The sequence below is a fragment of the Ideonella azotifigens genome (assembly GCF_006519715.1).
Classification (GTDB): Bacteria; Pseudomonadota; Gammaproteobacteria; order Burkholderiales; family Burkholderiaceae_C; genus Ideonella; species Ideonella azotifigens.
Genome location: NZ_VIDT01000117.1, coordinates 1 through 11,381, shown reverse-complemented (window position 1 = coordinate 11,381; position 11,381 = coordinate 1). Strand labels below are relative to the sequence as shown.

The following is an 11,381-nucleotide window of genomic DNA, read 5'->3' as shown; positions in this document are numbered from 1 at the left end:
GTGGTGGCGCGCCACGGCGGCACGGTCTACACGCGCGTGCTGGCGCGGCTGCTGGAGCTGGCGCAGGTCGTGCCGATGATGGAACGCTGGCTGCAGCAACTGGTGGTGAACGACGCCTATTGCGTGAACACGGCGCTGCCCGAAGAAGGCCTGGGCGTGGGCCTGAGCGAAGCCGCGCGCGGCAGCCTGGGACACTGGGTGCAGACCCGGCGCGGGCGCATCGTGAACTACCAGATCGTGGCGCCGACGACCTGGAACTTCTCGCCGCGTGACGCCGCCGGCACACCCGGCGCGCTGGAACAGGCGCTCGTCGGCGCGCCCGTGCTCGACGGCGAAACCACGCCGATCGCGGTACAGCACATCGTGCGTTCGTTCGACCCGTGCATGGTGTGCACGGTGCATTGAGCGGGGTTGAAGCATGGCCGGCACAGACCCCGAAAACGAACCTGCGAGACGCAGCCTGGGCCTCGCAGGGCTGGTGCCGCATGGCGCAATGGAAGGCGTGGACGAATCGACCTGGCTGGACGTGATCCACAAGATGGACGAGGTCTACTCGCAGCTCGTGCACGACGAGATCCAGCTCGAACAGAAGAACAACGAGCTCGAGCAGTCGCAGCAGTTCATCTTCAGTGTGCTCTCGGCGATGTCGGACGTGCTGCTGGTCTGCGACGAACACGGCCGCATCGAAGAGACCAACGCAGCGCTGTGCGAGCTCGTGGGGCGCAGCGACGCAGAACTGCGCGGCACCTCGTTCTACGACCTGCTCGCGGACGAGCCCAGCGCCGAGCGCGCGCGCGCGGTCCTGTCGCGCAGCAAGCCCGCACGCGGCGGGGAGGCGACCGAGTTGAACCTGACCGGGCCGCATCACCAAAGCGTGTCGGTCGATGCCAACTGCACGCCGCGCGTCGGCGTCAATGGACGGCGTGTGGGCACGGTGTTCGTGGGCCGCCCGACTGCCGAGATCAAACGCGCCTACCACGAGCTGCGGGCAGCGCACGAGTCACTCAAGCTCGCTCAGCAGCAGCTCTTGCATTCCGAAAAAATGGCCTCGCTCGGGCGGCTTGTGGCCGGCGTCGCTCACGAACTGAACAACCCGATCAGCTTCGTGCTCGGCAATGTGCATGCCTTAGCCCGCTACAGCGAGCGGCTGCGCCAATACCTCGCCGCCGTGCATGCCGGGCAGGACGCTGAGGCGCTCCAGGCCCTGCGCACGACCTTGCGCATCGAGCACGTGCTCGGCGATCTGCCGTCGCTGATCGAAGGGACCCTCGAAGGCGCACAGCGCACCGCCGACATTGTGGGCGGGCTCAAGCGCTTCTCGGCAATGGACCCGGAGGCGCGCACGCCTGTGGATCTCAACGAGGTCATCGAGCGGGCCATTCACTGGGTGCGCAAAGGCACGGGCGCGGGCTTCGAGATGCACTGGCAGAGCGGACCGCCCTGTGTGGTCAACGGCAGCGCCGGTCAGCTGCAGCAGGTGCTGATGAACCTTTTACAGAATGGCACCGACGCAGCCTCGGGTGCCCACGGCAAGCAAGCCAAACTCCGGCTCACGGTCGAGCGCGACCACACCCGGGTGCGCGTGCGCCTGCGCGACAACGGGCCAGGCATCCTGCCCGAACACCTGTCGCGTCTGTTCGACCCGTTCTTCACGACCAAGCCCGTTGGGAAAGGAACGGGCCTGGGCTTGTCGATCAGCTATGGCATCGTCGAACAGCACGGCGGTCGCCTGACGGCCAGCAATCATCCAGAGGGTGGGGCAGAGTTTCTCTTGGAGCTGCCCCTGGCGCCTGGATAGCATGGCCTCAGCCCTTGAGGGCTGCCGTGTGTGACGGCGCGCATCGTCTCAGCCGTCGGTCGGCCTGTGTTCACGCCTTTGTTTCTCGCACTTGGCGCGCAATATTTCTGCTGCGGCCCGCATTCAGGTCCTGGTCAGCGGCGGCAAATCGTCTTCGAGGGCGCAGACAGTACCCAAATGGCCGAAAATGGTGAATTTGGTAGAGAGCAAAGCCGGACGACGATGGAAACCCCTGGCAATCTTTTCGTGGTGGCCGCCCCCAGCGGCGCCGGCAAGTCCAGCTTGGTCAAGGCGCTGCTGGAACTGGACTCGCACCTGAAGGTGTCCATCTCTCACACCACGCGGGCGCCGCGCGGGCAGGAGCAGCATGGGCGCGAGTACTGGTTCGTCAGCCTGGATGAATTCCAGGGCATGGTCGAGCGGGACGAGTTCTTCGAATGGGCCGAGGTGCACGGCAACCGCTATGGCACCTCGCGCATCGGCATCGAGTCGCGCCTGATGTCCGGCGAAGACGTGGTGCTGGAGATCGACTGGCAAGGCGCGCTGCAGATCAAGCAGCTGTTCCCGTACGCGGTGCTGATCTTCATCCTGCCGCCCAGCTGGGAAGAGCTGGCGCAGCGGCTGGCTCGCCGCGGCGAGGACCCGCCGGAGGTGATCGCCCAGCGCATGGTGAACGCCCGCCATGAGGTGGCCCAGGCCCGGCATTTCAACTACGTTATAATCAACGGCTTATTCGAGACCGCGCTTTTCGATTTGAAAACCGTGGTGCACTCGCAGCGCCTGAAGTATGCGGCACAGCGCCGCGCCAAGTCCGCCGTGTTCACTGCACTGGATTTGGGCTGACGCTTCAGGCCCCGCAGGGCTCACTGCCTGCTTTTCCTGACCTGGATACCCCATGGCCCGCATCACCGTTGAAGACTGCCTCGTCAAGATTCCCAACCGCTTCCAGCTGGTGTTGGCCGCGACCTACCGGGCACGCATGCTGAGCCAGGGCCACACGCCCAAGGTCGAGTCGAAGAACAAGCCTGGCGTGACCGCGCTGCGCGAAATCGCCGCTGGCGAAGTCGGCATCGAGATGCTGCGCAAGGTTCCGACCTGAGCTTCCGGCTCACTGCATGCCAGCTGCAACGCCGGCCTGCCATCCCAAACGGGCGCCACTTGGTGCCCGTTTTGCTTTCCGGCGGCAACAAAGCCCGCAAAGCCCTGCGGTCGGGTACGGCCCCTCGCAGATCGCCGCGGCCGGCCCGGGTTATGGGCTAAATTCCAGGCATGGGTATTCGTTCCTTCGCCGCCGACCTCCTGCCTTCCGCACTGCAGGGTCGGCCGCGGCTGCCCACCGTGACCACCGGACAGACCCCGGTGGAGGTCAACACATTTGCCGACCTGGCCGACAAACTGGGCTACCTGGGCAAGTCCGACCTGAAAAAGGTGCGCGACGCCTACAAGTTCGCCGACCAGGCCCACCTGGGCCAGTTCCGCGCCAGCGGCCAGCCCTACATCACGCACCCGATCGCGGTGGCCAGCCTGGTAGCCGACTGGAAACTGGACGCGCAGGCCATCATGGCCGCGCTGATGCACGACGCGATGGAAGATTGCGGCATCACCAAGGTCGAGCTGATCGAGCGCTTTGGCGCGCCGACGGCCGAGCTGGTGGATGGCCTCACCAAGCTGGACAAGCTGCAGTTCTCGACCCGCGCGGAAAGCGACGCCGAGTCCTTCCGCAAGATGCTGCTGGCGATGTCGCGCGATGTGCGCGTCATCCTGATCAAGCTGGCCGACCGGCTGCACAACATGCGCACCATGGCGGCGATGGCCGTCAACAAGCGCGCCCGCATCGCCCGCGAGACGCTAGACATCTACGCGCCCATCGCCCACCGCCTGGGACTGAACCAGACCTACCGCGAGCTGCAGGAGCTGTCGTTCGCCTACATCAACCCCTGGCGCCACGCGGCACTGGAAAAGGCCGTGCTGCGCGCGCGTGGCTACCGGCGCGACATCGTGACCCGCGTGCAGGACGACGTGGGCAAGGCCTTTGTGCACAACAAGATGAAGGCCGAGGTCAGCGGGCGCGAGAAGACGGTCTATTCGATCTACCGCAAGATGCGCGAGAAGCACGCCGGCTTTGCGCAGGTCAGCGACATCTTCGGCTTTCGCATCGTCGTGCCCACGCTGCCGGAGTGTTACCTCGCGCTGGGCGTGCTGCACCAGCTTTACAAGCCGGTGCCGGGCCGCTTCAAGGACTACATCGCGATTCCCAAGCCCAACGGCTACAAGTCGCTGCACACCACGCTGGTGAGCCCGCTTGGCACGGCGGTGGAGTTCCAGATCCGCACCGAGGAAATGCACGCGGTGGCCGAGGCCGGCATCGCCGCGCACTGGCTCTACAAGGTCGGCCGGGACGCCAACCCCGGCGACGTGGCGCAGCGCCTGGGCGCGCTGTGGCTGAAGTCCCTGCTGGACATCCAGGACGAGACGCGCGACGCGGCCGAGTTCCTGGAGCACGTGAAGATCGACCTGGTGCCGGACGCCGTCTACGTCTTCACGCCCAAGAGCAAGATCCTGGCGCTGCCACGCGGCGCCACGCCGGTGGACTTCGCCTACGCGATCCACTCTGACGTGGGCGACCATTGCGTGGCCGCGAAGATCAATGGCGAAGCCTCCACGCTGCGCGCCGAGCTGCGCTCGGGCGACGTGGTGGAAGTGCTGACCGCCCCCGGCGCGCGGCCCAACCCGGCCTGGCTGAACTTCGTGCGCACCGGCCGCGCGCGCTCGAAGATCCGCCATTACCTGAAGAACATGGAGCTGGAGGAATCGCAGGCGCTGGGGCACAAGATGCTGTCGCAGGCGCTGCGGGCCGAGGGCCTGACGATGCCGGCGCGCGAGCCGGCCGCAGGCGAGCCACCTTCGATCTGGCCGGCGCTGCTGCGCTGGAGCGGCAACCGCACGCAGGCCGAGCTGCTGATCGACATCGGCCTGGGCAAGAAGATCGCGACCATCGTCGCCAAGCGCGTCGCGCAGTCGCTGCGCGAACAAGGCCAGAAACCTGATGCGGTGATGCTCAGCATGGGCCGCTATGGCCATGACGAAAACACCCCCGCGCAGGGCCTGGTGGTGATCGACGGCGCTGAAGGCGCTTCGGTCTCGCTGGCACCTTGTTGCCGGCCGATTCCCGGCGACGACATCGTCGGCTACCTGGGCCGTGGCGAAGGCCTGCTGGTGCACACCGCCGACTGCCAAGTTGGCAAACGCCTCTATGAGCGCGACCCCGAGCGCTGGATGCAGGTGGAATGGGCCGAAGAGCCAACCCGCGCGTTCGAAACCGCCATCACCGTGCTGATGCGCAACAGCAAGGGTGTGCTGGCGCAGGTCGCGCAGGCCGTCAGCAGTGCCGAGGCGGACATCACGCACATTGACATGGGCGATGAAGCGGTGGGCGAAACGGCCGAGATGCGGCTGCTGGTCAGCGTGCGCGACCGGCTGCACCTGGCCGATGTGCTCAGGACGCTGAAGCGCAACCCCACGGTGCTCAGAGCCCAGCGCGTGCGCCCTTAACCCGAAATGTGAGCACCCGGTGATGCGAGTACGCATCACCACCCGCCAGGCGGGTAGCGGGCCCGCTTGGGGCGGCCCTGCGCTGGCCCGCGTCAGTTTCCCGGTTTCGGGTACTTCACTTCCAGCACTTCCAGCGTCTCGGCGCCGCCAGGCGTCATCAGTGTGACCTCGTCACCCTCGCGCGCCTTCACCAGCGCACGCGCGATCGGCGAGATCCAGCTGACTTCGCCGGCCAGGTGGTCGACCTCGTCGATGCCCTTGATCGTGATGGTGCGCTCTTCGCCCTTGCTGTTGGCGTAGGTCACCGTCGCGCCGAAGAATATCTGGTCGCTGCCATGGTGGGCTGACGGATCGGCCACTTCGGCAATGTCCAGCCGCTTGGTCAGGAAGCGGATGCGGCGGTCGATCTCGCGCAGCCGCTTCTTGCCGTAGATGTAGTCGCCGTTTTCCGAGCGGTCGCCGTTGGACGCGGCCCAATGCACGATCTCGACGATCTTCGGCCGCTCCTCGTCGATCAGCTGCAGCAGCTCGGTGCGCAGCGCCGTGTGGCCTGCCGGCGTCATGTAGTTCTTGCCACCCGCGGGCAGCGGCGGCAGGCCGCCGCCGTCATCGTCATCGTCGTCGCCCTCGGGCTCCTTGGTGAAGGCCTTGTTCATTCGGCAGACTTTAGCCCAGCGTGCGAGCGGTCAGGCCGCTCGCGCCGCACCGAGGTAGGTGTCGATCACACGCGGGTCGGTGGCGAGTTCGGATGCCGGCCCTTGAAGCGCCAGCGCGCCGGTTTCGAGCACGTAGCCGTGGTCGGCCACTTCCAGCGCCGCGCGGGCGTTCTGCTCGATCAGCAGGATGCTGACGCCGGTGGCGCGCAGCGCGCTGATGGTGCGGAAGATCTCGCGCACCACCAGCGGCGCCAGGCCCAGGCTGGGCTCATCCAGCATCATCAGCTTGGGCCGGCTCATCAAGGCACGGCCGACGGCCAGCATCTGACGCTCGCCGCCGGAGAGCGTGCCGGCCAGTTGTAGGCGGCGCTCCTTCAGGCGCGGGAACAGCGTGTAGACCTCGTCCAGCGTGCTGCGCCAGCCGGGCACGCGCTGGCGCATCGGCCGAAAGCCGCCCAGCACCAGGTTGTCTTCCACCGGCATGGTGCCGAACAGCTCGCGCTTTTCGGGCACCAGCGCCAGGCCGGCCATCACCCGCTCTTCCAGCGTGCTGCCGGCCAGCTCCAGCCCGTCGAAGACGATGCTGCCGCGCGAGGGCAGCACGCCCATGAGCGCATTGAGCGTGGTGGACTTGCCTGCGCCATTCGGTCCAATGACGGTGACGACTGCGCCGCGGCCAACCTGCAGGTCCAGGCCGGACAGGACCTCGGCACGGCCGTAGCCGGCATGCAGGCCTTGCACATTGAGGATTGAACTGCTGCTGCTCATTTCAGTTGCTCCACGCTCCCGGGCAGCACCCGCGACACAGGAAACCGACCCAAGCCAGCAGCGCTCCAGGATCCGGCTTTGCCGGTCCTGCGGGCGCGCCCCCTTGAGGGGCCGGCGAAGCCGGTAGGGGGTGTTTCACTTCAATGCTCCGTGCCCAGGTAGGCCGCGCGCACGGCTGGACTCGCCTGCACTTCGGCCGGCGTACCGGCCATCAGCCAGGTGCCGAACTCCATCACCGTGAGGTGGTCGACCAGGCCCATCACGAAGTCCATGTCGTGCTCGACCAGCAGAATGGACAGGCCTTCCTGCTTCAGCTGGCGCAGCACCTCGGCCAGCGCCTGCTTTTCCTTCAGCCGCAGGCCGGCGGCAGGTTCATCCAGCAACAGCAGCGACGGATCGGTGCACAGCGCGCGGGCAATCTCCATCAAGCGCTGCGGCCCCAGCGCCAGGTTGCCGGCGCGCTCGAACATCAGCTCGGCCATGCCGATGCGACGAAGCTGCCGCTCGGCCTCGGCCAGCAACTGGCGCTCCTCGGCGCGGTCCAGCCGCAGCATGGCGCGCAGCAGGCCGCCGCTGCTGCGCAGGTAGCCGCCCAGCGCGACGTTTTCCAGCACCGTCATGTCCGGCACCATCTTGACGTGCTGGAAGGTGCGGCTCATGCCGCGCCGCGCAATGGCCCGAGAGCTCAGGCCGGCAATCGCCTCGCCGCGGAACAGCACCTCGCCGCTGGTCAGCGACAGCACGCCCGAAACCAGGTTGAAGGTGGTGGACTTGCCGGCGCCGTTCGGCCCGATCAAGCCCATGATCTCGCCGGCCTTCAGCGAGAAGTTCACGCCGTTGACCGCCACCAGCCCGCCGAACTGCTTGCGCAGCGCCCTGGCCTCCAGCAACGGCTCGCCTGGGGCCGGCTTGGGGCGGGACGGCAGCGGCGGTGCGCCTTCCCAGTCCCGCACCCGCTGCGCCGGCGGCCACCAGCGCTGGATGAAGGGCCACAGGCCGTTGGGCGCGTACTTCAGCGTGGCCACCAGCACGATGCCAAAGACAATCACCTCGAAATTGCCGCTGCTGCCCAGCAGGGCCGGCAGCAAGGTCTGCAACTTGTCGGTCAGCAGCACGACCATGGCCGCACCGGTGAACGCGCCCCAGACTTGGCCGACGCCGCCCAGCACCGCCATGAACAGGTATTCAACGCCCTTGTTGAGGCCGAACGGCGTGGGGTTCACGCTGCGCTGGAAGTGGGCGAACAGCCAGCCCGAAAGCGCCGCCAGCACGGCGGCCAGCACAAAGGCGGTCAGCTTGTAGCGGAAGGTCGAGATGCCCATGGCCTCGGCCATCATCGCGCCGCCGTTCAGCGCCCGCAGCGCGCGGCCCGGGCGCGAGTCCAGCAGGTGATTCAGCGCCACGGCGGCCGCCAGCGCGACCAGCCATATCAGGCTGCACATCGAGCGCCCATCGGCCAGGCTATGGCCGAACAAGGTCAACGGCGCAATGCCTTGCAGCCCGTCGTACTTGCCGAGGAAGGCCATGTTGGCCATGCCGAAGTTCAGCGCCAGGCCCCAGGCAATCGTTGCCAGCGGCAGGTAGTGGCCGGACATGCGCAGCGTGATCAGGCCCAGCACCAGCGCCACCAGCACCGCCAGCCCCACGCCGATGAACAGCGTGAGCCATGGCGACAGGCCGGCATTGAGCGTCAGCCAGGCCGTGCTGTAGGCGCTCACGCCGACAAACGCCGCCTGGCCAAACGAGGTCAGCCCGGCCACGCCGGTCAGCAGCACCAGGCCCAGCGAGACGAGGGATGCCAGGCCGATGTAGTTCAGCTGGGTGATCCAGAAGTCCGGCAGCGGCAGCAGCGGCGCGGCCAGCATCAGCAGGCAGAACACCGGCAGCCGCGAGGCCTGCAGCCGGGACGGGCGCCGTGCGCCAGCGGCAACTTGCGGAGAGAAAACCGCCATCTCAGTGCTCCTCGCCATGCGGGTCGCGCAGCGAGCGCCACAGCAGCACCGGCAGGATGGCCGAGAACACGATCACCTCCTTGAACGCGCTGGCCCAGAACGAGCCGAAGCTTTCCAGCAGGCCCACGCCCAACGCGCCGACCAAGGCCAAGGGATAGCTGGCCAGCCCGCCGAAGACCGCGGCGACAAAGCCTTTCAGGCCGATCAGGAAGCCGGAGTCGTAGAACACCGTGGTCGTCGGCCCGATCAGCAGGCCGGACAGCGCGCCGATGAAGGCCGCCATCGAAAACGACAAGCGCCCTGCACTGCCGCTTGAAATGCCCATCAGCCGCGCGCCCAGCCGGTTCACCGCGGTCGCCCGCAAGGCCTTGCCCCACAGGCTGCGCTCGAAGAACAGCCACAACATGACGATCAGCGCGAAGGACGCCGCCAGCACGATCAGCGTCTGGCCGCTGAGCATCAGCGGACCGGCGTTGAAGCGTTCGTCCCAGAACGGCGGGTTGCGGTAGCCCTCGGCGCCGAAGAAATAGAGGCCAAGACCGGTCAGCACAAAGTGCACACCAACCGACACGATGAGCAGCACCAGCACGCTGGCGTCTGCCAGCGATTCGTAGGCCGCGCGGTAGACCAGGCTGCCCAGCGGCGTGACCACGGCCAGCGTCAGCGCGGCCTGGGCCAGCAGCGGCCAGTGCCGTGGCGCGGCCCAGATGGTCAGCAGTGAAATCGCGATGGGCCAGGCCAGCGTGCGCAGCGCGGCCAGCAGCAAGGCCTTGGCCGAACGACGCTGGCGCCAGCCATTGACCAGCTCACCCAGCGCGACACCGGCCGCCAGCAGCAGCAGCAGCCAGACAGTGCCCGGCACCGCGCCGGTCTGCAGCAGCGCCAGCGTCAGCGCGCCAAAGGCCACGAACTCGCCCTGCGGGATGAAGATCACGCGGGTCACGGCAAACAGCAGCACGATGGCCAACGCCAACAAGGCATACACGGCCCCGTTGGTGATGCCATCCAGGGCCAGGATGCTGGCGATCGAACCATCCATGCGTACTGCTGCCTTTCCTGGCCCTGCCGGCCTTCACGTCTTCACGGCGCCTTTTCGCCGGCACTCGAACCGAATAGTTCGACCGGTCGGTCAGGTAATGAAGATATGCGCAAGCGACACAAATCCGGTCACGGGTTTTCCCAGGCTGGCGGCTTGTGACGAACGCGGAAAAGGCTCAGGCGTCGTAGCGCGACGCAGCTTCGCGAAGTCGCTCGGAGACCTGCTTCACCAGCGAGGCTGGCGACAGCACCTTGACCTGAGGCCCGTGGCGCAGGATGTCCATGATCAGCTCGGTCGCGTCTGCATACGGCAACTTCAGCTGCAGGCTGCCATCGGCCATCTCGCGCTGCTCCTGCTTAGGGTGCCACTCTTCCTGCGCCACCCAGAGGGCAGTCTCGGGCGTGAACTGCAAGGTAGCCCAGCTGAGTTTGTGGCCACTGAAGATGCCGTAGCCGCCGTCCAGCTCGGCCTCAACCGTCTTCAGGCTGACGTCTTTGGCGCGCTGGTCCAGCAGCCTGGCTGAACGCACTGCATCCATCGCAAAACGCCGCAAGCCTTCGCTGCTGTGGCACCAGGCGTCCAGGTACCAGGTGTTGCGGTAATGCAGCAGGCGCTGCGGGGAAACAATGCGCTGCGACTCGGTCTTGCGGCCACGGCTGAAGTAGCTCAGGTCCAGCCGGCGCCGGGTCAGCAAGGCACTGCCGACCGATTCGAACCAGCGGCCAGGCACGGCGCGCCGCGCCGGGTTGACGATCTTGACGCGCTTCATCAGCTCGCGCGAGGCGCTTTCTCCCGTGCCCAGCATGCTGTTGAGTTTGTCCTGCAGCGGCTGCAGGTGGCGCCCCAGCACGCCGCCCGAGTCCAGCCCGGCGATCAGCTGGTGCATGGTCAGCAGCGCGTGGATCTCCGTCTCGCTGAACCAGACGCCTGGCAACTGGTGCGACACCTCGCCGCCCGCACTGCCACCGTCTTCGAAGCGGTAGAGGTTGTCGTGGCGGTCGTAGACGATGGGGGCGTCCATGCGCTCGCGCAGGTACTGCAGGTCGCGCTTGAGCGTGGCGCGCGAGACCTCCAGCTCGTCCAGCAGGGTCTCGAAGCTGACACCGCCGCGGCTGCGAATCAGCACTTCGATCTTGTAGAAGCGTTCAGTCTTGTTCATCGGGCAACCACGCGGTGAAGAACTGGCCAGGCATCGCCTCAAGCCGCCCCGCGGCGTCACTGCTAGCGCATGCAAGGCTCATGGCTTGAGCCTCCAGCATAGCGCATTCCCCAGTCTGTTTTTATCCACAGTGCTTTGGCTGGCTCATGCCATGAGCCCAGGGCCGCACAAACTGGCTCCTATCGTGAACAGGGCCTTCCGCCCCAGCGCCCGGCGGGCCGTACCGCCGACCGAAACGACTTTCAGGAGTTTTGCACCATGGCCCAGACCGCTTTCGCTTTCGACATGCCCGCCCAGAACTCGGCGCTGCCACCCGCGCCCTTGCCGATCAGCTTCCGCGGCACGCCACCCACCCACGGCGGCCTGGCCAGCTCGGACGACGAGTTCGGCGCCGGCTTCGAGATCGGCCAGGAACACGCGCGCTACGGCGTGGTGCCGCCGGCACAGCACCTGCTGC

At 66.9% G+C, this 11,381-nt stretch carries 11 protein-coding genes; 6 read left to right on the top strand and 5 right to left on the bottom strand.

What is annotated here, in order from left to right; translation table 11 throughout:
* The 5 genes from FKP22_RS10120 to FKP22_RS10100 all read left to right on the top strand — a co-directional run.
* A partial coding sequence (locus tag FKP22_RS10120; RefSeq protein WP_141287371.1) for a nickel-dependent hydrogenase large subunit occupies nt 1-405 on the top strand: 405 nt, incomplete at its 5' end.
* A gap of 13 nt (nt 406-418) precedes the next feature.
* Complete coding sequence (locus tag FKP22_RS10115; RefSeq protein ID WP_211361362.1) at nt 419-1,798, top strand: sensor histidine kinase; 1,380 nt, start codon at nt 419-421, stop codon at nt 1,796-1,798.
* Between the two features lie 222 nt (nt 1,799-2,020).
* On the top strand, nt 2,021-2,641 hold the full coding sequence (gene gmk, locus FKP22_RS10110) for a guanylate kinase (RefSeq protein ID WP_141287370.1): 621 nt from the start codon (nt 2,021-2,023) through the stop codon (nt 2,639-2,641).
* Nucleotides 2,642-2,693: 52 nt separating this feature from the next.
* Nucleotides 2,694-2,897: a DNA-directed RNA polymerase subunit omega gene (gene rpoZ, locus FKP22_RS10105; RefSeq protein ID WP_141287369.1), complete on the top strand. Its 204-nt coding sequence runs from the start codon at nt 2,694-2,696 to the stop codon at nt 2,895-2,897.
* Between the two features lie 170 nt (nt 2,898-3,067).
* The gene (locus FKP22_RS10100; RefSeq protein WP_141287368.1) at nt 3,068-5,350 is read left to right on the top strand and encodes a RelA/SpoT family protein; all 2,283 of its coding nucleotides are present in this window, start codon (nt 3,068-3,070) and stop codon (nt 5,348-5,350) included.
* Nucleotides 5,351-5,442: 92 nt separating this feature from the next.
* On the opposite strand, the gene greB is transcribed toward FKP22_RS10100, so the two are convergent.
* The 5 genes from greB to FKP22_RS10075 form a co-directional block, all read right to left on the bottom strand.
* A complete protein-coding gene (greB, locus tag FKP22_RS10095; RefSeq protein ID WP_141287367.1) occupies nt 5,443-6,006 on the bottom strand; it encodes a transcription elongation factor GreB in 564 nt (187 codons plus the stop codon).
* 30 nt (nt 6,007-6,036) lie between these two features.
* A complete protein-coding gene (locus tag FKP22_RS10090; RefSeq protein ID WP_141287366.1) occupies nt 6,037-6,774 on the bottom strand; it encodes an ABC transporter ATP-binding protein in 738 nt (245 codons plus the stop codon).
* Nucleotides 6,775-6,914: 140 nt separating this feature from the next.
* Nucleotides 6,915-8,726, bottom strand: coding sequence for a branched-chain amino acid ABC transporter ATP-binding protein/permease (locus FKP22_RS10085; RefSeq protein ID WP_141287365.1), 1,812 nt, complete (start codon nt 8,724-8,726; stop codon nt 6,915-6,917).
* A gap of 1 nt (nt 8,727) precedes the next feature.
* Nucleotides 8,728-9,765, bottom strand: coding sequence for a branched-chain amino acid ABC transporter permease (locus FKP22_RS10080; protein WP_141287364.1), 1,038 nt, complete (start codon nt 9,763-9,765; stop codon nt 8,728-8,730).
* Between the two features lie 175 nt (nt 9,766-9,940).
* The gene (locus tag FKP22_RS10075; protein ID WP_141287363.1) at nt 9,941-10,924 is read right to left on the bottom strand and encodes a helix-turn-helix transcriptional regulator; all 984 of its coding nucleotides are present in this window, start codon (nt 10,922-10,924) and stop codon (nt 9,941-9,943) included.
* 258 nt (nt 10,925-11,182) lie between these two features.
* Here FKP22_RS10075 and FKP22_RS10070 point away from each other — a divergent pair.
* Nucleotides 11,183-11,381: hypothetical protein (locus tag FKP22_RS10070; RefSeq protein WP_141287362.1), on the top strand; the 199-nt coding region annotated here is incomplete at its 3' end.

Bases quoted from the DNA above. Each gene is read 5' to 3' on its own strand.
- FKP22_RS10115 (WP_211361362.1), top strand. From the start codon at position 419: ATGGCCGGCACAGACCCCGAAAACGAACCTGCGAGACGCAGCCTGGGC.
- gmk (WP_141287370.1), top strand. From the start codon at position 2,021: ATGGAAACCCCTGGCAATCTTTTCGTGGTGGCCGCCCCCAGCGGCGCC.
- rpoZ (WP_141287369.1), top strand. From the start codon at position 2,694: ATGGCCCGCATCACCGTTGAAGACTGCCTCGTCAAGATTCCCAACCGC.
- FKP22_RS10100 (WP_141287368.1), top strand. From the start codon at position 3,068: ATGGGTATTCGTTCCTTCGCCGCCGACCTCCTGCCTTCCGCACTGCAG.
- greB (WP_141287367.1), bottom strand. From the start codon at position 6,006: ATGAACAAGGCCTTCACCAAGGAGCCCGAGGGCGACGACGATGACGAT.
- FKP22_RS10090 (WP_141287366.1), bottom strand. From the start codon at position 6,774: ATGAGCAGCAGCAGTTCAATCCTCAATGTGCAAGGCCTGCATGCCGGC.
- FKP22_RS10085 (WP_141287365.1), bottom strand. From the start codon at position 8,726: ATGGCGGTTTTCTCTCCGCAAGTTGCCGCTGGCGCACGGCGCCCGTCC.
- FKP22_RS10080 (WP_141287364.1), bottom strand. From the start codon at position 9,765: ATGGATGGTTCGATCGCCAGCATCCTGGCCCTGGATGGCATCACCAAC.
- FKP22_RS10075 (WP_141287363.1), bottom strand. From the start codon at position 10,924: ATGAACAAGACTGAACGCTTCTACAAGATCGAAGTGCTGATTCGCAGC.